General features: G+C 33.6%; 18 protein-coding genes. 8 read left to right on the top strand and 10 right to left on the bottom strand.

What is annotated here, in order from left to right; genetic code table 11:
- Positions 1-2: 2 nt before the first annotated feature.
- A complete protein-coding gene (locus tag EJ01_RS13820) occupies positions 3-1,037 on the top strand; it encodes an NAD(P)/FAD-dependent oxidoreductase (RefSeq protein ID WP_048080610.1) in 1,035 nt (344 codons plus the stop codon).
- Between the two features lie 39 nt (positions 1,038-1,076).
- Here EJ01_RS13820 and EJ01_RS16740 read toward each other — a convergent pair whose 3' ends face one another.
- Positions 1,077-1,886, bottom strand: a complete 810-nt coding sequence (locus EJ01_RS16740) for a response regulator (RefSeq protein WP_052376214.1) — start codon at positions 1,884-1,886, stop codon at positions 1,077-1,079.
- Positions 1,887-2,583: 697 nt separating this feature from the next.
- On the opposite strand from EJ01_RS16740, the gene EJ01_RS13810 reads away from it, so the two are divergent.
- Both EJ01_RS13810 and EJ01_RS13805 read left to right on the top strand, forming a co-directional pair.
- Complete coding sequence (locus tag EJ01_RS13810; protein ID WP_048080611.1) at positions 2,584-2,892, top strand: hypothetical protein; 309 nt, start codon at positions 2,584-2,586, stop codon at positions 2,890-2,892.
- Positions 2,893-3,391: 499 nt separating this feature from the next.
- Entirely contained in the window at positions 3,392-5,914 is a 2,523-nt protein-coding gene (locus EJ01_RS13805; protein WP_048080612.1) for a DUF5814 domain-containing protein, read from the top strand.
- A gap of 140 nt (positions 5,915-6,054) precedes the next feature.
- On the opposite strand, the gene arfB is transcribed toward EJ01_RS13805, so the two are convergent.
- A complete protein-coding gene (gene arfB, locus EJ01_RS13800; RefSeq protein ID WP_048080613.1) occupies positions 6,055-6,750 on the bottom strand; it encodes a 2-amino-5-formylamino-6-ribosylaminopyrimidin-4(3H)-one 5'-monophosphate deformylase in 696 nt (231 codons plus the stop codon).
- A 43-nt stretch (positions 6,751-6,793) separates the two neighbouring features.
- Positions 6,794-7,270 (bottom strand): DUF1947 domain-containing protein, encoded by a 477-nt coding sequence (locus tag EJ01_RS13795; RefSeq protein WP_048080614.1) that lies wholly within the window; start codon positions 7,268-7,270, stop codon positions 6,794-6,796.
- Positions 7,271-8,473: 1,203 nt separating this feature from the next.
- Between EJ01_RS13795 and EJ01_RS13790 the strand changes: the two genes are divergently transcribed.
- The 5 genes from EJ01_RS13790 to EJ01_RS13770 all read left to right on the top strand — a co-directional run bounded on the left by EJ01_RS13790 (position 8,474) and on the right by EJ01_RS13770 (position 12,661).
- Positions 8,474-8,716 carry an LSm family protein gene (locus tag EJ01_RS13790; RefSeq protein ID WP_048080615.1) on the top strand — a complete coding sequence of 81 codons (243 nt, stop codon included), beginning with the start codon at positions 8,474-8,476 and terminating at the stop codon, positions 8,714-8,716.
- 90 nt (positions 8,717-8,806) lie between these two features.
- Positions 8,807-8,989 carry a 50S ribosomal protein L37e gene (locus EJ01_RS13785; protein ID WP_048080616.1) on the top strand — a complete coding sequence of 61 codons (183 nt, stop codon included), beginning with the start codon at positions 8,807-8,809 and terminating at the stop codon, positions 8,987-8,989.
- A complete protein-coding gene (locus EJ01_RS13780; protein WP_048080617.1) occupies positions 8,990-9,859 on the top strand; it encodes a toprim domain-containing protein in 870 nt (289 codons plus the stop codon).
- Positions 9,860-9,952: 93 nt separating this feature from the next.
- On the top strand, positions 9,953-11,359 hold the full coding sequence (gene purF, locus EJ01_RS13775) for an amidophosphoribosyltransferase (protein WP_048080618.1): 1,407 nt from the start codon (positions 9,953-9,955) through the stop codon (positions 11,357-11,359).
- A gap of 114 nt (positions 11,360-11,473) precedes the next feature.
- Entirely contained in the window at positions 11,474-12,661 is a 1,188-nt protein-coding gene (locus EJ01_RS13770; protein WP_048081027.1) for a U32 family peptidase, read from the top strand.
- Between the two features lie 205 nt (positions 12,662-12,866).
- Here the strand turns inward: EJ01_RS13770 and EJ01_RS13765 are convergent, their stop codons facing one another.
- From EJ01_RS13765 to EJ01_RS13735, 7 genes are all read right to left on the bottom strand, one after another.
- Positions 12,867-14,279: an MATE family efflux transporter gene (locus EJ01_RS13765; RefSeq protein WP_048080619.1), complete on the bottom strand. Its 1,413-nt coding sequence runs from the start codon at positions 14,277-14,279 to the stop codon at positions 12,867-12,869.
- A gap of 370 nt (positions 14,280-14,649) precedes the next feature.
- Entirely contained in the window at positions 14,650-16,119 is a 1,470-nt protein-coding gene (locus EJ01_RS13760) for an MDR family MFS transporter (RefSeq protein ID WP_048080620.1), read from the bottom strand.
- Between the two features lie 9 nt (positions 16,120-16,128).
- Positions 16,129-16,584, bottom strand: a complete 456-nt coding sequence (locus EJ01_RS13755; protein WP_048080621.1) for a MarR family winged helix-turn-helix transcriptional regulator — start codon at positions 16,582-16,584, stop codon at positions 16,129-16,131.
- A gap of 20 nt (positions 16,585-16,604) precedes the next feature.
- Complete coding sequence (locus EJ01_RS13750) at positions 16,605-17,402, bottom strand: MBL fold metallo-hydrolase (protein ID WP_052376211.1); 798 nt, start codon at positions 17,400-17,402, stop codon at positions 16,605-16,607.
- Positions 17,403-17,713: 311 nt separating this feature from the next.
- Positions 17,714-18,280, bottom strand: a complete 567-nt coding sequence (locus EJ01_RS13745) for a DUF106 domain-containing protein (protein WP_048080622.1) — start codon at positions 18,278-18,280, stop codon at positions 17,714-17,716.
- A gap of 503 nt (positions 18,281-18,783) precedes the next feature.
- Positions 18,784-19,971, bottom strand: coding sequence for a histidine kinase dimerization/phosphoacceptor domain -containing protein (locus EJ01_RS13740; protein ID WP_052376209.1), 1,188 nt, complete (start codon positions 19,969-19,971; stop codon positions 18,784-18,786).
- Positions 19,972-19,982: 11 nt separating this feature from the next.
- On the bottom strand, positions 19,983-20,426 hold the full coding sequence (locus EJ01_RS13735) for a response regulator (protein WP_048080623.1): 444 nt from the start codon (positions 20,424-20,426) through the stop codon (positions 19,983-19,985).
- Between the last annotated feature and the right edge of the window lie 23 nt (positions 20,427-20,449).

Here is a 20,449-nt window from a genome sequence, read left to right as displayed (position 1 = left end):
AAATGTACGACGTAATGGTAATAGGTGCAGGCCCTGCTGGTTGTATGACAGCGAAAAGGTTGGCCGATGCAGATTATAATGTTCTGCTGGTTGAAAGAATGAAGATACCTCGAGAAAAATCATGTTCGGGCATCTTAATTAAGAAATCTATCAACCTAATTGAAAATGAATTCGGAAAAATACCTCATTCAGTTTTATGTAAACCTCATATAAGCAAAGGCATTATCATTACCAATGAAAAGAATCAAACATTTAAATTTGAAAGCGATGGTTTGAATGTATGGAGAAGTTTATTTGATGAATGGCTTGCTTTAAAGGCTCAAAGTGCAGGTGCTGAGCTTAGACAATCAACTTCGGCCCTTTCTTGCAAAGAGAAACATGACCACGTATCAGTAAAACTTCATGACAGCGAAATATATGAAGAAAGAGCCAGAATTATTGTAGCATGTGACGGGGCAGGCAGTATTGTTAAAAGGAATTTATTTAAAAAGTCAAAAAACTATGTTTTTACTTATCAAACATTTTGTAAAGGCACTATCGATTTAGACCCTGATTTTTTCCATGCTTTTCTGGATCCTCAACTTTCTCAATATGATGCATGGTTTAATGTCAAGGATGATTTTTTAATTTTTGGAGTAGGTATCAAAGAACCATCTACAATGAAAATGTACCATTCAAGATTTTTTTCATTCCTTAATTCAAAGTTTAATGTCAAAATAGAATCGTGCGTTAAAGACGAAGTTGGAATAATGCCCGGTGTTATGCCCGGATGTCCGCTTGATCTAGGAACAGGCAGAATTTTATTTGCCGGAGAAGCAGCAAATTTCCTTAATCCTATTGGAGAAGGAATATCAAGTGCATTAACCAGCGGATATGGTGCAGCAGAAGCTGTTAAATCTGTGTATAAAACTAATAATTTCAGTGTTAAATCTTTAATAAATACCTACAAATGCAACATATTACCTGAAAAAGAATACATGACACGGCAATGGACTATCCTGGCCGGCATGTCATCTAAATTTTCTTATATGAAATAAAAGATAATGAAAATAAATTTTATTTTAAAATAAGTTTATCTATTGGAAACTTGAACCCATTCCAAGATCCACTACGTAGTGTTCTTCTGCAAAATATCCTCTTTCTCCTAATTCCTTAATAAATTCCACCAGATTTTCAAGGTCATTTGCCTCGGCTGATTCAAGTTTAATATTATTTTCATCCACAGATAACTTTTTTTCAGGGGTTTTAAAGTCTCCAGCAACCTGTAACCATAAACTTTTGGGAACTCTCTCATTGAAAAGTTGTATATTACCCGCTCCATCTTTAGCTGCTTTTACATCAATATTTGAGCTTTTCAATTCTTCAAAATTTGCAATTTTTGTTTCTAAGCTTTTATGCATATCTTCCGCTTCTTTAACGCCTCTCTCCTTTAATTCTGTTGTGTAATTATTAATTAAACTTATAAGGTCATTTCGACTTTCTATTAATTCTTTTTCAGCATTATGCCTCTCAATTGCATAGCTAATAGCTCTAGAAAGCAATCTGGCACTCACCTCACCTTTCATCAGGTAATCCTGTGCGCCTTCCCTTACAGCCCTAACTGCAACTTCCTCATCATCTAAACCACTTAAAATAACAATTGGTAGTTCAGGTTCATATTCATGTGCTCTTTCAAATGTTTCAAGACCTATACTATCAGGTAAACTAAGGTCTAAAAGTAGAACATCAAATGAATCATCATCTAAAAGTTTAAGCCCTTCATCAAGTCTTTTAGCCCATGATACTTCATATTTTGTTGTTTTTATATCCTTAAACATCTCGCTTATAAATCTTGCATCCGCGTCGTTATCTTCTATTAACAACACTTTAACGAGTCTATCTGCCAATGTATTCACCTTTTCATTTCTTCATAAATTAAATCATCATTTATCGGAGCATTTAAAAATTTTACAATTTTTATTCTAGTACTATTTTGTATTTTCATATTATTCAAATTTACTAAATTTACTAATATGAATACAATACATTTAAAATCCCAAAAGAAACAAAATATTATGTCAGCTCTGGCTACCTTTTAGGTAAGCTGTTTAAGACATCTAGAGACAGCATCCTATTTTTATACTCAAGCAGTATGAGAGAGGAATCATCCCATTAAATGTTGCAGTTACATATTTTTCTTCCAGTTCAATTATCGCATCTACAGTACTGTTAATTGTGATGCCATTTTTAGTTACAGGGGTTTACTACAATCTGCGTAAATGATTTTAGTTAACTATTCTAATTTTAACCATTTGATTTTAACTCTCATGTCCCGAAGACTGTGTAAATAGCATATTAACTCTTAAATACTTCATATTAGCAAGTCCAACACTATCCTTTAACACAAAAGTATAATTCGTACACATGATCATAGATATGAATGTAAATTAGACTATTACTCTCCTGTAAATCGAATTTATTAAATCCAACTTTTTGATACAAATTTTAATTTAATTCGCCACGTTTAGATTAATTAGATAGTTTTATAAATCTCAAAATAAATTTAATATTAACAGTGTAAAAATATTCCAATGAGGAGTTTCTATGAATCCAAGAAAAGCAGGGAAGCTTTTTATAGTTTTAATGATATCTTTAATTGCATTTGGGTTTGGATCGTGCGCAAACGCGTTAAATTCAGGTAATGACGTCACATCAGGCATATTACCATCTATGATTGCTTCAAATAATAATGAACAAATCTCAACTATAGGTGATCCTTCCTTTGAACCAGCTCATCTCATGAAACAATATTACAATATCACTAATTCCACCAATTCAACTCCAGTAAATAATACCAGTAATTCAACCAATTCAACTAAAAATTCATCTAGAAATAACACATGGTGGAATTAATTAAACTTTAGATAGAATTTGTTTTAAATGCAATTATAATCTGTTAACCTCATCCAATGAGTTACAGACATTATTTAAATATTTTGATGCTAAATATACATTTTTAGAATTCACAGAATTTATAAATAATAAAGACCGATCTTTTTATGATCCCATTATTATAAGAATTCTATTTTTAATGCTCATGTCCAGGAGATTGTAAAATCAGAGATTTTGTATGGAGGTAACGCAAATTTCCGAACCGCAAATCTGAAAACCAGAGAAAAATGTTAGCAAAATCTCTCAAACCCTTCAAGTTTGGAGCTCTCAAAAATCTGTGATTTTTGACAGATTTTTGTAAGCCGATGAAAATCTACGATTTTTCAGGCAAGCAAAAATATAATTTTTGCTAGTTTCATATATGAATTAAACTATATTTATATCCAAAATACAATTTAACATGAAGTATATTTAATGCGCATGTCATAGACATGAGTATTTCTTAAATTGGTAGATAATCATGATAATTTTACGGCGTAATAAGAAAATTGTGGAGTTATTTCCCATTGGAAGCTCAAAAGGGGCGTTAAATTCAAGGAGAAAACCTCTTTTTTATGGATATATAAGGCTTAAACGAACCAACAACCAGATAAGGCCCTACAAATTTATAGTAAAAAAGGGAGATAAGGAGTCCCTTTTCCCTCCAAGTGAGGCTGTGAAAATTTTAAAAAAGCAGAACGTTTATTTAATCGATGGGGACGAAGAAATAGAGGAAATGCTGGATTCTCAGAGTATTGACTTCAAAAAGACACGGATCTGCAGGCACTGCACACTGGAAGGGTACATAACGGTAGTAAATCGAAATTCAGCATTTATATCAAATAAAGAATACATATGCAGATTATGTGCTGAAGAAGAAATTAAAAGAGAATTAAAGTATAAAGGACTTAGTTTAAGTGCTTTTAATAATTTTAAAAGAATGCTGGATGAAACTGGTGACCTTGATAAGGTTTTAAGTGTTTTCGATCCTAAATTCAACCCGGTAAAGAATCCAGACTTAACCTTATTTGATAAAATTACAGTCGGTAAAGACAACACTCCCCCTACAGAAATAGATAAAATAAACATCCCTGATGAACTTAAAAAAATACTGAAACTCCACGGCAAATACTTACTGCCAGTACAGTCTCTTGCTTTACAAAATGGACTTCTTAAAGGGGAAAACCTGCTTATTGTATCGGCGACTGCAAGCGGAAAGACTTTAATTGGTGAAATTGCAGGCGTACCAAATGCAATGAAAGGCAAAAAATTCATGTTTTTAACACCACTTGTAGCACTTGCAAACCAGAAATACAGAGATTTTAAGAAGAAATACAGCAAATTAGGGTTAAAAGTTGCGATAAAGGTAGGTATGAGCAGGATAAAAGCAAAAGAAGAGCTCACACTTCCAGATGACGATGTAAAAAATGCAGATATTGTTGTTGGTACTTATGAAGGTCTTGATTTTCTGCTGCGTTCTGGAAAAGCAGGGGATTTTGGGGAGCTCGGTACCGTTGTAATTGATGAAATACATATGCTTGACGATAAAGAACGTGGACCTCGGCTAAATGGACTTATAAAGCGTTTAAAATCCCTTTTTAAAGATATACAGATTATTGGGCTTTCTGCAACAGTTCAAAATCCTCAAGAAATTGCAAATGAATTCTTGATGAAGCTTGTTGAATACGACAGGCGTCCCGTTCCTTTAGAAAGACACCTGATATTTGCAAAGTCAGAATATGAAAAAACAGATATAATGACCAAACTTGCAAGGGCAGAATATAAAAATATCTCCAAAAAAGGATTCCATGGGCAAACCATCATATTTACAAATTCAAGGAGAAAAACACATTCCATTGCAGATTATCTGACAAAGAGGAATATTAAAGCAGCAGCATATCATGCAGGGCTTTCGTATTCAAAAAAGAGTAAGATAGAAAAAGATTTTGCAAATCAAAAGATTTCAACCATTGTAACAACCGCTGCACTTGCTGCAGGTGTGGATTTTCCAGCTTCGCAGGTCATATTTGAGGCACTACTAATGGGAAATAAATGGCTGTCCAATAATGAGTTTTCCCAGATGCTTGGAAGGGCAGGAAGGCCAACTTACCACGATATTGGAAAAGTATACCTGATACCAGAAGTGGGAAGGAAATATGGGGAAGAAACAGAAGATATGCAGGCTGTAAGCTTGCTTGAAAGTGATGTCGATCCTATATATGTGCAGTACGATGAAGACGATGTATTAGAACAATGCTTAGCAGATATATGCTCTGGAAGAGTACATACCTTTGAAGAACTTCAAAATGCCTACAAAAATTTTGATCTTCCCTTAGGTATAGAAGAAGCATATGATGTTATACATGATGCAGGCCTGGTAAAAGAAAAAGACAGTAAATTATCTTCAACAAATTATGGAAAAGCAGTTTCTGTATCTTTTATGGATCTAAAAGCTGCAGAATACATACGAAAAAGTATAAATCCCAAAAATCAGACAAAAAAGAAGAGAAAACATGTAGATCCCTTGGAAATTGCAGTTAAACTCGATCCTTTTGAAAATGCCTACATGTCAAACAGGTTAAACAGAAGATTAGGTAAAGCGCTTAACATCAATTTATCCGCCAGATTATTCGCTGATTCCACGCTGGACATACTTTCTTCTGGAGAAACATTATCAAAACTTGAACCCAGCCTTCAAGACGCTCTGATAAACATGCAAGTTGAATTCATGTCCTGCAAATGTCAGGACAGGCCGTTCTGCAACTGTTTCCAGGAAGAACTCTCCAGGAGAATTTTAAAACAGAGAATGCTCCATAAAGACCCTGTTGATATCAGCAAAAAACTCTTAAAGAAATACCAGATACATTCATATGCCGGAGATATATTTTCATGGCTTGATTCAGTGATAAGAACACTGGAAGCCATAAGAAGAATTGCAAATGCATTTAAAAATCATAAAGTAGCAAATGAGTGTTCGAGACTTATAAAAACTATTGAAAATTAATTTTCAGTAAGTTTAATTCTTTTAGAGTACACCCTAAACTCCATATCCATAATGCTGTGAAAAATCCCGGTTTCTCATTACTACAATTTAACATATTGTAGTTCATGCAAAGGACCAGGACTGAACTATCTTAAAATAAGTTAGTCATTTAACAGTCTTTTAATATCTCCTATTATATCTTCAACAGCAATATCAAGCAGCTGTTTACCTAATTCCATATCTATGCATACTCCCTCTTTTTCAACAGCTCTTGCACCATCGTTTATCCCTTCATTAATATCTCTTGCTTCTTCAAGACCAACCATGCCTACTTCAGGATATTTTTTAAAATCACAGTGTTCCTGTAATTTGGATTCATCGACAATTTTTAAAATATTTCCCATTGAAAGTTCACCTGTTCCTGCATGTGGACCTTCAATTTCCACTATTTTATTATTAAAAACTATTCTAAGTTTTAACTCTTTTTCAATCTCTCCAATATGATCCATTAATGGAACGTTGCCTCCATGACCATTAACCAGAACAACTTTTTTGATATTCAAGTATTTTTTTGCACTGGAGAGTGCAGTAAACAGTTGATCTTCTGCTAATTTTTGGGCATCTATGTGGATACCATGTTTAACGTAATCGTATTCTGTTGCTGCATGCAGTATCCCTAAGAATTTTGCACCGCTTATTAAAGATGCTTGAAGGGCAAGATATGCTGCAATTTTAGAATCAGTATCTATGGGAAGTGCAGCACCATGATTTTCAAGGTGAGACCCAACTGCAAGAACTCCAATTTCATGTACTTCTGGAGATATAACATTCCCTGATGAGTATCTAAGTTCCATAATTATTCACTTTTAAGGTTACATAACCGTTTATAATCTAAATGATCTATATAACTAGATTCCACAATTTGTCGCCAATATAATGGATCGCGCTTACTGCTTTTCCTTCATTTTTTTCCACCATTTCCTGGCCGGAAATAAGTGCTTTTCCTATTGCAAGAGGTTTCCTGTGTGTTTCCTCAATTATAATAACAAAATCTCCTTCCTTTATATCTGGATCAGCGCCGACAATGCCCGGACTCATTACATCTGCACCCTTTGCAACAAATTTGACAGCGCCCATATCCACTACGACATATTTTTTAGTGAGTTCAAGTTCTAGCGCTCCTTTAATTGTTGGAAAAGGGACTTCGTCGATCATCATGATTAACGGCTTGCCGTCAACCAGTATTATATCATAAAGATCACTTTCAAGAATTTCAACTTTACTTTTTGGAGAAATTAATGTGGAATAATCTCCAAGTTCCTTTGTTACTTTCTTTAATTTCTTTTTTTGAAGATAGTATCTTTTCCTGATTTTCAATTTTAAACACCTGATTAAATCTATTTATATCTTGATTTAAAATTATTTATAGTGAATGACGTAACTTTTTAAACTTATAAATTTTAGGTAATTATGTATTATAAATGCAAAACACATAAACAATTATCTTATTAACTAATTTACAAAAACTGTAAGTTTCCATACACAGAAAATCAAAGATTTTGTTGGCATGTAAAAAATCTTCCGATTTCTTACGGTTGCAAAATTTCATTTTGCAAACATCAAAAACAAAGCATTCAAATCTTCGATTCGATGCGTCAAAACAAAGATTTTGACAGTTTTTGATAGCTGATAAATCTTATTGATTTGTCGCCTGCAAAATCTCTCGAAATCTTCGATTTCAGAGCACGAATACTTCGTGTTCGTAAGCTCCGATTTTGCGGTTCAGGAAATTGAAAACTTGCAAATCTGAAAGTTTTTCAAACATCGAAAATCTATGATTTTCGAAAGTTTCCTTCAACGTGCCAAAACTTCGTTTTTGCAGTTGCGAAATGTAAAATTTCGCAAACATCAAAATTGTAAATTTTGACAGTATTTGAAAATTGAAAATCGAAGATTTTCAAACTCGCAAATTTTATTTGCGAGAATTTCAAATTTTCACTACATCAAAACATATAGTTCTGATATTAGTCAAAAATTTGTAGCCATTCGCTATAAATTGCAATGTTTAATTTTTAAACTGAAATGATTTAAATTCTTTAATTTTTAGAATTATCTTCCCTTAGACAATATAATCTAATATATTCTGAAAAATATTTTGAGTGGATTTACAATAACCTTAAAGTTAATAAGTTAGTTATCTTTAAATTTAATCTAAACATTATAATATTAACGATGATTAGATTCATCATGTGATTATAGAAGCCAGTATCTATTTTTAAAATACCATAATTTAAAATTATATAAAATTTAGATTTTGGCATGTGTAACTTCATTAAAATGGTATTCTATTTAAGACTTAAATACAATTAAATACCAAAAAATACATACTAACCATCACTACCATTCCATTTAATGGATATATGGTTTGTTTTAAAAAAATCTATTTCAAAAAATATTGAAGTAAAATGATGGATATTTTGTTGACTTATGACCAAATTCCATGTTATACTTTAAATTTGATGAAGGATACATTTAAATATAAATCACACCAACAATGAAGTTATAGGAAAGGTGATAATTGTGAGTGTACAAAAGAATGTGAATGTTTCAAGACCACTTGACGCGTTAGGTAAATCATTAAACTCCCAAGTATTAATCAAGCTTAAAGGCGGAAGAGAATTTAGAGGAGTTTTAAAAAGTTTTGACATGCACATGAACTTAGTATTAAATGATGCTGAAGAATTAGAAAACGGGGAATCATCCCGAAGATTAGGCGTCGTGCTTATAAGAGGAGACAACATAGTTTATATATCTCCCGGATAAATCTAAAATTTAGATAACAAACTACTTTTGATATCTAATTTTAAAGATCGAATTTTGATAAATATTAACATAATTAAGGAGGATTAATAAATGAAGGGAACGCCATCATTTGGTAAGCGTAACAAAAAAACCCACATAAGATGTAGAAGATGTGGTAAAAATTCCTATCATGCAAGGAAAAAATACTGTGCAGCATGTGGTTTCGGCAGATCCAGTAAAATCAGAAGCTACAACTGGCAGAATAAAAAAATTACAGGATATAGGTTGAAATAGATGGATATTAAAAATCCGATTGATGTACGGATAATTGTAGAAGGTGCATCAGATGTGGAAAGCGTATCTAAAGCTATGAGAAATATAGCTTTAGGGGCTGAATACCACATTACCATATCCTCTATAATTCCTACAACAAGCTCCGTAATAGCAAAAAAAGCTGTAAAAGGAGCAGATATTGTTTTAATTGCAACTGATGTTGATGCTCCAGGACGAGAACTTGCAGAAAAGTTCCAGAAAGTCCTGAAAGACGAAGTTGGACATATAGAACGGATGAAACTTCCGTTCGGCCATGACGTTGAGTATATGGATCCCTACCTTATACAAACTGAGATTAAAAATGCCATAATAAGGTCCGGATTAATTTCTATAGCTAATATTAAATTATTTAGAGAATTACAGGATAAATTAAAAGAATCTGAAAAAACTATTAAAGATTTATCCACAAAAAATAAAGATTTAGAAGCATTAAATAATGAACTTTCCACTGAAACTCAGAAGTTACAGAATTCAAATGATAAATCAAATGAAGAACTGGAAAGTTTAGAGGATAAATACAACTCACTGCAAATTGAATTTAATTCAATAAATCATGAGTACGGTGAAATTCAAAATAAAGAATTATTTGAAGCATTCTCTATCGACGAGTTATGGAAAGAAGTTTTTAATGAAAAGTTAGAAAATAAAGAACAGATTTATTTTATAAGTAATGAATTTAAGCCAGAAAATGTAATAGTCGGCCAGGACCGAATTGTTGCATTATCTAAGAAAGATGCTGTTGAATGGCTTAAAATAATCAGAGTAGTCCTAATTTTTTATGATTCTAAAATCGAAGAACTAAAAGAAGAGTTTGACAAAGGAAAGATTTAATTTGAAGTGTCTAAAAAAGATATGTTAAATCAAACCCTAAATAAATTTATTTTCACTTAAAGAATTATCTAGAGAAAATCAGGAGAATTAAAATTGCGAGATAAATGCGGTATTGTAGGGGCTTATTCTCACAAAAAATCAAATAATATCTCAAGACCTATCTACTATGGTCTTTATGCATTACAACATAGAGGGCAAGAATCAGCAGGTATATCAGTGCACAATGGAGAAAAAATGAGCACATATAGAGGCATGGGACTTGTCTGTGATGTATTTAACAATGGAAATATCGAGGGACTTGAAGGCTATGTCGGAATAGGGCATGTGAGATATTCAACTACAGGTAAATCAAGAATAGAAAATTCACAACCATTTTTCAGCGAGTTTGATATGGGAACCATTGCAGTTGCCCATAATGGAGATATTATCAATTCAATGGAACTGAGAAATGAATTAGAAGAGCAGGGCTACGAATTTAAATCCACCACTGATTCTGAAGTTTTATGCCACCTGCTTATTAAAAAATATCACAAAACTGGAGATATAATAAAAGCTGTTCAAGAAGTCTCTAAACGTTTGATAGGCTCTTATTCGCTGGTTATATTATTTAACAATGATCTGATCGTTGTAAGAGATCCAATTGGAATTAAACCTCTTTCACTAGGAAAAGTCGACGATACAACTCTCGTTGCATCTGAAACAGTTGCCTTTGATGTGGTAGGAGGAGAATACATCCGTTCTGTAAAACCCGGAGAAATACTGCTTATAAACGATGAAATAAAAAGTTTCAAAATGCCAAAAGCAGATTCATGCAAACAAGCTCACTGCATGTTTGAATATGTTTATTTTGCACGTCCAGACAGCATACTTGATGATAGGTATGTCTATGATGTAAGGCTAAAGATTGGGAAAGCACTTGCAAAGGAATTTCCTGCAGAAGCAGATGTTGTAATGCCAGTACCTGACTCAGCAATAACAGCAGCTATAGGATATTCCAGAGACTCAGGATTACCTTATGGTGAAGGACTTATAAAGAACCGTTATATAGGCAGAACTTTTATTATGCCAACTCAGGAAGAACGTGAAACTTCCGTAAGGTTAAAGATGAACCCTGTTAAAACAGAACTGGAAGGTAAAAAAATAGTTCTTATAGACGACAGTATTGTAAGAGGTACAACCTCTAAAGCTCTGGTTAATATATTAAGGGAAGCAGGAGTTAAAGAGATTCATTTAAGAGTAGGATGTCCACCTATAATTTCACCGTGCTATTATGGAATTGCAATGGCAACCAAAAGGGAATTAATAGCATCTGATAAAGAAGTTGAAGAAATAAGAAAAACTCTAGGTGTAGATTCTCTCGGTTATTTAAGTGTAGATGCACTTGTTGATTGTATTGGTATAAAAAGAGATCAGCTCTGTCTTGGATGTCTTACATGTGAATACCCAACAAAATTACCAGATAACATTGAAGAGTATGAAGCAAGGCGCTGTACCTGCTGAATTTATAACTTTTTAATATTTTAACTTAAATTTATTTTACTTTTTATGCATGAACTATTTTTTTAATATTGGAATCTAAAAATAAATTAATGAAAAAATACACTGGTGATTAAAATAGTAGAATTACTTTCACCTGCACGAGATTTCCAGGCACTGAACGCTGCAATTTCAAACGGCGCAGACTCTGTTTATGTCGGCATTGAAGGGTGCAACATGAGGGCAAATGTTAAAAATTTTACAATTCAGGACCTCAAAGAAGCAGTAGAAATGTGCCACGATGCAGATAAAAAGATATACCTCTGCACAAACACCATAATGAGAAATAAAGACATATCTCATTTAAAAGAGATTATACCTGCCATTTATTCTTATGAAGTAGACGCATTAATTATTTCAGATCTTGGTGCGCTTAAAGTTGCACGGGAAAATAACCTGGAAATACATATGAGTATACAGGCCAATGTTTCTAATTTTGAATCCCTTAATTTACTTGAAGAGCTTGGAGTTAAACGTGTTGTCCTTTCAAGGGAGTTATCACTTGAGGAAATTAGGGAAATTAAAGAAAACACTAATCTGGAGATAGAAACGTTTATACACGGGGCTATGTGCGTTGCGGTTTCTGGAAGATGTTTTTTAAGCTCTCATCTTTACGGCAAAAGCGCAAATTGTGGTGAATGCTTACAGCCCTGTAGAAAAGAATGGAAACTTACATCTGAAGATGTAGATGAGTTTAGACTTCTTCAAAATGAGAATGGAAGTCATATCTTAAGTCCCAAAGACCTCTGCACGATAGAACATATTCCCCAACTTGTTGAAGCAGGAATTGATGCATTTAAAATAGAAGGAAGAGCAAGACCTGCAGATTATGTTGCAGCAGTTACCAAAGCTTATAGAGAAGCTATCACCAGCTATGAAAGTGGTTCATGGAAATTTGATGAAAACTGGATTGAAGAACTTAAAAAGGTATTTAACAGAGGTTTCGATACAGGTTTTTACTTTAAAACTCCTTACAAAACCAGCCAGTATAATGAATCTACACATATTAAAAAAGATATTGGTTCAGTTGTCAATTACTACAAAAACGTCTCTGCAGCTGAAATCAGGCTCTGGGATGACCTGAAGGTTGGAGATGAAATCATAATAGAAGGAAAAACAACAGGATCTTTAATTCAAAAGGTTGAATCCATGCAGATTGATGGTCAAGACCTAACAGAAGTTCAGAAAGGTCAAAACGTAGGTATAAAAGTTAATGACAAAGTAAGGCCTAATGATCTGGTTTATAAAAGGATCAAAAGGCAGTAAATTTTAAAATTAAATACTTCAAAAGTGATTTTATATATCCATTTTATCATACATCATTTTAACTCTAAGCTTATTTTACTATACACATTTAAATAAAAATGAGCTTTATTTAATACTTATTTTAAAAATAAATAAAAAGGACATCTAAGTTCTGCATAGTTTCAACTAGATATCCACCAAATAATCTATTTAATTTACAGTATCTTTAATCAGAACTTTCAACGCTTCGCAGCCTGCGGATGTAAGTACGTGCCCATACATAGGCAACTATACCTCCCAAAATGTCCCCTGCAACGATTCCCCACCATACTCCATATTCCCCTAGACCAAAGAATATGGCGAATATGTAGGCAAATATTGCGATAAAAACCAGGTTTCTGAGCAATGTCAGCATGAGGGATGTCATTCCTTTACCGACGCCCTGGAAGGTTGAGCTGGACATCACTCCCGGCGGCATGAAAATGTAGAAGAAACACATCACCTGGAGGAACGCTGCAATTGTAGGTGCCAGAGAAGCACTTTGAGGAGTATACGTAAATATCATAGCAATATAAGGCGCGAATACAAATGTCAGGACACTTGTAGCTGCTGCTATAATAAGCCCCACCTTTATGGAGTACTTATGAGCTATAGAAATGTTTTCATACTTTCTGGCCCCGTATGAAACACCAGCAACTGTAATTACAGATGTCCCCACAGCAATTATAGGCATCGTGGCCATCATCACAACTCTCCAGCCTGCAGAATAAACTGCAACTGCATCAGTTCCAGCAACTACAACCAGCAAACCGTTTACTATACCTGCTAAAATTGACATTATAAGAAACTCAGCACTTGCAGGTAGACCAACGCCTAAAATACTTTTGGCGACTGTTTTATCCGGCATAAAGTCTTTAATTGAAAAGGAAACATAAGTATCCTTTTTTACGAAGAACCAGTAAAGCAGGACAACAGATACAAATCCCATAGATATAACTGTACCCCATGCAGCTCCTGAAATACCCAAACCTGCCCAGTAAATAAGTATAGGGTCAAGGATCATGTTCATAACTGAAGATATTATCATTGCATACATTGTCCTTTTGGCATCTCCCTCTGCACGGAGTACTCCATAGCCTACGCCTGTAAAGAGCATTAAAATGGTTCCTGCAAATGTGACCTGTCCAAACTGTACTGCAAGATCTATTGTATTTCCCGCCCCAAGAAGCAGGAGTATAGGTTTAAGGAATACGATAAGCAGCACAGTTAAAATAATTGAAATGCCTATTGTAATGAACAACGAGTGCAGTGTAGCGTTATTTGCGTATTTTTTGTTATCCGCCCCTATATAACGTGCTATTGCAGATGCTGCACCTGCACCAAGACCGTTGCTGAGACCAACAAGTACTAAATACAACGGCGTTACAAATCCAACTGCTGCTAGAGCATCTCCCCCAAGACCCGCAACCCAAATTGCGTTGACCAGGTTATAAAATGTCATTAGAAGCATTGAAATGATCATAGGACCTGAAAGTTTGATTATTGCCTTTCTTGGGTCTCCAGTTATCAAATTGACTCCTTTTGTCTTATCATCTCCAAGTGGAGAATTTAATGTTGATTGTGATTCATCTGTTTGCATTTATATTTTCACCAAAATTTACTTCTTATTACTAAAGACAAAAAAATTGGGACTTATAATGGAAAAGTACCCCCATATAAGCTTAATTTAATTTTTCTGCCTGTTTTTTCGTTTATTTTAATTTTTATTTTAATTTTTTACGTATATACGTTAAATTACCAGGTATATAACTTTTTTGAATTAAATTTAAATTAAAAATTCTTATTTTAAAAATTTAATCCTTAATAACCCCCATTACATAACCACAAATATGGGCAGTGCACAGGGCATCATGTTAAAATAAAGGAAATAGATTCCTACTAACTTAATAAATACTGAAAAAATATTTTCAGAGTTTAGATCTAATTTAAAAACATTTAAGCAAAATAAATTATTTCGCTTCATCAACTGCATTATCTTGAATTTCTTGAGCTGAAGATTCATGGTTTAAAGACGCTTCTTTAAGGAAGAATGCAATGACCAAACCTGCAAATGCAAGTGCTATCGATACTAAGAAAACATTCTGGATAGATATTGCTAGAGCCTCTTTTTGACCCAGATTTACCACAGCTGAACTTGCCAGAGTTGCATTTACGATATATCCAAATACCGGAATCGCCACTGTTGACCCAACGTTCCTGAAAAACTGCATGGAAGCTGTTACAATTCCAATTTCTCGTAAACTGAAAGAATTCTGAACACTTATTGTAAATACCGTGTACATCATTCCCGAACCTAAACCCAGAATTGTGGAATATGCAAGTAACGCATAAGGAGATGAATTCACGTCCAGTGTAGCCAGAAGTGCAATACCAATTCCAGTAATTACAAACTCTGCAATAGCAAGCTTTTTATATTTGCCAGTCCTTGAAATAATTTGCCCAGCAATATTAGATGCTATTGTAAGGCTTATTAACATAGGTATCATTAAAAACCCTGCATTTGTAGCACTCATCCCTAAAATATTCTGCGCAAATAAAGGGACATATATTATCCCTGCAAATATAAGTGCACTTGCTAAAAAGTTTTCTAGACTGGAAATAGTAAAGATTGAATTATTAAACAGTTTAAGAGGCAGAATAGGCTCGATCGCCCTCTTTTCAGCCCAGATGAATAGCACAAACATCACTGCTGAAAAGATTAATAGTCCCACTATTTCAGACATTGGATAACTATTTAAATCTCTTGCAAGCGTTAATGCCAGGAAAAGCCCAGTTAAAGCCAGAGTAAATGTTATAATTCCGGAATAATCAATTACTTTTTTAACACCGTCTAATTTAAAGTTAGGAAGAGAATACATAAGTATGCTTACAGCAGCTATTCCAACAGGAACATTTACAAAAAATATCCATCTCCATCCAACAGCGTCTGTAATTACTCCGCCAAGTATAGGTCCTAAAACACTTGAGATCCCAAATACCGAGGCGAGTATTCCCATATATTTACCTCTTTCTTTTGGGCTGAAAATTTCCCCAACCAGGATAAATGGGAGGGACAATAATATTCCACCCCCGATTCCTTGAAGGCCCCTAAACAGAATTAATTCAAATATATTGTTAGAAAGACCACACAGTATGGATGTTATAACAAACAGGATAATTCCAAATATTATAATTAACTTTCTGCCGTAAATATCTGATAATTTACCAAAAAGGATTATTGCAATGGTCGAAGACAGCATGTAAGACGTAAACGGCCATACATAATATTCCATCCCCTGCAGGTTGTTTATGACTTTAGGCATTGCAGTACTGATTATAGAATTATCAAGAGCAGCTACAAGGAGCCCTACCATCAAACCTGCCATAATCATGATTATTTTATCTTTACTAAGATCATAGCGAGTTTTATAATGATTCATAAATATCACTTATTGTATTTTTATAAATAACTTCCTTATATTCTCCAAAGACTCGTTAAGAATTTCAATTTCATTTTCATCTAAATTTGAAAGGTTTTCTTTGATGTTTACTTTAACAGAATCCTGGGCATGAATCATGAAGTCCCTGCCCTCTTCGGTTATCTCCACTTTAATTATTCGTCTATCTTCGCTGCTTCGCGACCTCTTTACATTTCCATCTTTAACCAGTTTATCAATTAAAGCTGTCATATTAGGTTTAGATATATAAAGCATTTTGCCAATTTCAGATATTGATAATGAAGATCCTGTATTAATTAATGTTCCTAAAACTTGATAATAGCCCAAAGGCTTATTATAATATTTTAAACGCTTTTCGTGGTTCATTGATGTTTTTATTTTCCTGTAAAACAGGGGATAATAAATCAATATATTATCCACTATCCTTTGAAATTCATTTTCTTGCATATTTCTCACTTGAATTTAGTTTATAGCTGATTTTCATTGTAAATAATGCTTGTTTCATTGAATTTGCACACAAGTCCCTCTCCGAAAAATGTTTGTTCCAGAATCCCACTCACGTTACCTTCCAGAATTTCAGAAACTCCATCTATTAATTCATATAAAACAGCTTTATCGAGGGGAGTTTCACCATGCCCCGGCAATATTCTGTCATACTCCTCTTCAAAGGAACATACATGTACAAGGCTGTCAAAATATGTGCTCAATTGGAGAGACGTATCAAGATGCATCAAAACTGGCGCAGTTTGTACAGAATCACCTGAAAACAGCAGCTCATTTTCCCCGTCCAGTAAACAGATGCTGCCCGGGGTATGTCCCGGAACTGCTATAACTTTCAGGTCCCTTTTACCTAACTCAAACACATCTCCTTCTTTAATTGTTGAAACATTGCCTAGCTCTGCGTTGATCCATTTCTCCTCAGAAAAATCTGCAGAAAGTTGGTCTTTAAAACGGTTTTCAATAAGCTGCCTGCGTGTCTGCTTATTATAAAATGCATTTAACAATCCCTTATCTTCATTTGAAATATAAAGATCGCTGAACTGGAATGCACCGCACACGTGATCAGGATGTCCATGGGTAATTACAACTTTTACTGGCAGTGATGTAATTGATTGGACCAGTTCAGCTAAATTGGCAAGCCCCCAGCATGTATCAATTAAAATAGCTTTCTCTTCACCTTCAACCAAATAACATGCCACCTGTGTTTTGTCATGAATGGCCCATGTTTTGTCTGCAACCTTTTTCACTTTAAACCAATCTTCCATGTTTTCCCCCATTTAGTTAATTTTTATAATAGTTATATTTTTAGAACTATTATAATAATATAATTATTAATATTTAAATGCTTCGAAATTCCAGGGCTTTTAAAAAGCTATCAAACTAAAACTTACCAAACTAAAAGTTTCATAAACACGATGTTTGAAAACTTGGAGAAAACAGGTAAATTCGTTTAAAATAAGAAATTTATACAAATAGCAACTTAAACGTGCAAAAAATTCATTTAAAAAGAAAAACAAAATAATTTCCTCTTATTTAAAATTAACAGGAAATATTTAGTTTAATAAAATTTTTTTTATTACATAGCACTTGCATTTTTAACTCCCAGAAATTTCCTGAATATCTGGGAAAGCGCAAACGAACACAGGAAGTACCATCCAAACCATGAAACTGCAAATGGTCCAAGTGGTACATGGACATAACTTAGCGGAATTGCATGCCATAGCGGAACTAAAAGCACATAATAAGCAAATGAAGGTAAGTTAACCGCAACCTGGTTCAATAACAGTGATTGGAACATCCAGTAATATATAACAAGTATTGGAACCCATGTCACTATCATTGGTTTAAATGACATGAACATCATCTCTTTTTGAAGACCCATGAACTCCATCTGCTTTTTTTGCATTTTCGCCAGTGCTTCTGGATCATTTGAATTTCTTGCCGCCACCATCTCCTGATTAAATTCTTTCATTTCTTTTTGAAGAAATGCAAGCCTGTCCTGATTTACGAGAAGCTTGGTTGCAACAGTGGTTATTAATGCAACCACGGCAGCTATTAAAAATATAGTCAATATCGGACCAAATGTATTAACAATTGGATTAAATACTGGATTTAATGCGTTGAAAACTGATTCAAATACCATCTAATTTCCTCGTTGTTTTAAGTTAGTCTATATAAAATTCTAAAGTTTATTTTTAAATTTAAATTCTAATAATGCATTACTTTTCAAAAATAGAATACATTTTATAGTTATTACTTTTAATTCGCCATATTTATACAGTTTAGTAAATAAACTATTTTACAATTTTCCACAATCTGAAAAATATTCATGTAACTAATTAAATGTTATAGTATATAAAGTCAGTGAACTTCATATACTCATTTTTAGTCCGTTCATGCACATGAATTAATGTTAAATTGTAATCTTTATGAGGGTATAACATGTAGTTCAAGATATTCACATGAAAATATCACATTACCTGCACATGGATATAGACATTATAAAAAATAAAATGGTTTATGAGGGTATTAACATGTAGTTCAAGATATTCACATGAAAACATTACATTACCTGCACATGGATATAGACATTATAAAAAATAAAATAGTCTTTTAATATATAAATGTAAAAATTTTCTAAGGGACCTAAAATTTATTATTATACTCAACTTCTTTAAAAACAATTCTAAATAATGTCCCATTATCTCTTTCAAGCTCCACTGTACCTCTTAATTGACTTGTTAAACTAATTACAAGTTGCATACCTAATGAATCGGTATGGCGAAAGTCTAAATTATCTGGAAAACCTATACCATTATCATAAACAGACATGGTGTAAATTTCATTTTCTTTAGTGATATTTACAGCTATTTTATCTCTTTCATCCAATGATTGGATGTTATCACGAGTTCTACTTGCCAGAAATCCATGTTTTATTGAATTTGTTACCAGTTCATTAACAATAAGTCCACACGGAATCGCTGTATTAATATCTAACAAAACATCACGGATACTTATATCAGGCTCTATGTTATCAACACCGTAGGAATGGAACAGGTCCATTACTAAACTTTTTACATAGTCCCCAAAGTCAATCCTTGCCAGATCTTCTGATTGGTAAAGTTTTTCGTGTATTATAGCCATAGATTTTACGCGGTTCTGGCTTTCCTTATAAATATCAAGCATTTCCTCATCGTTAATATAACGAGATTGGAGGTTTAGAAGGCTGCTTATTATCTGTAAATTATTTTTAACCCGGTGGTGAATTTCTTTTAAAAGTATTTCCTTCTCTTCAAGAGATTTTTTAAGCTTATTTTCTATTCGTTCACGTTCATCCATTTCTGCACGTAACTCATCATTAACTCGAGATAATGCTTTTGTTCTTTCTAAAACTTGCTGCTCTAGCTCAAAATGTGCCTTTTTCAGGGCATTCTGGGCTTTTTCACGTTCAATTTTTTCATGGCACTCCTTTAATGCCCTTTGCATGGCAGGTACTAATTTAGAAAGGTTATTTTTGAATATATAGTCTGTAGCCCCTTCTTTAAGCGCATTTACTGCAAACTCTTCACCTATTTTACCACTTACAAATAAAAAAGGAGTGTACGGGCATTCTGAATTTGCAATTTTTAAGGCCGAAAGACCGTCGAACTTAGGAAGGGAATGATCAGCCAGGATCAGATCAGGCTTTAGCACCTCAAGTTCACTTATAAAACTTTCTTTAGTTTCCACTCGCTTTGATAAAAATTTTATTCCTTCACGACGCAGCTCATACTCTATTAATTCTGCATCAAAGGCAACGTCCTCCAGGATCAGGATTTTAAGTTCTTCTTTCATGTTACTCTCTCTTATTCTGGTGGATTATTAAGTAACATCCAGTACAATCCAAGTGTTGAAACAGCTTCTGTAAATGCATCAAATTCAACGGGTTTACTAACGTAACTATTTACTCCAAGTTCATAACTTTCTACTATATCTCTATCTTCTTTAGAAGAAGTAAGGACAACTACAGGGATCATTTTAGTTCTTTCATCCGCTTTAATAGTCTGAAGAACTTCTAAACCATCTACTTTAGGCATTCTCAAGTCAAGTAATATCAATCTTGGAAGCCCTTTTTCTATATCCCTTTCAGAATATTCACCCTCACCAAATATAAAATCCAAAGCTTCAGCACCGTCTTTAGCCCACACTAACTTATTGGCAAGATTATTCCTTTTTAATGCTCTAATTGTAAGTTCAGCATCCGTTTCGTTATCCTCTACAAGAAGGATTTCAACTTCATTTAAATTCATTTAATATCTCCTTAACCAATTAA

Source organism: Methanobacterium veterum, assembly GCF_000745485.1.
Taxonomy (GTDB): Archaea; Methanobacteriota; Methanobacteria; order Methanobacteriales; family Methanobacteriaceae; genus Methanobacterium_D; species Methanobacterium_D veterum.
The sequence above is the reverse complement of the archived record's forward strand: the minus strand, read 5'-3'. Positions and strand labels throughout refer to the sequence as shown.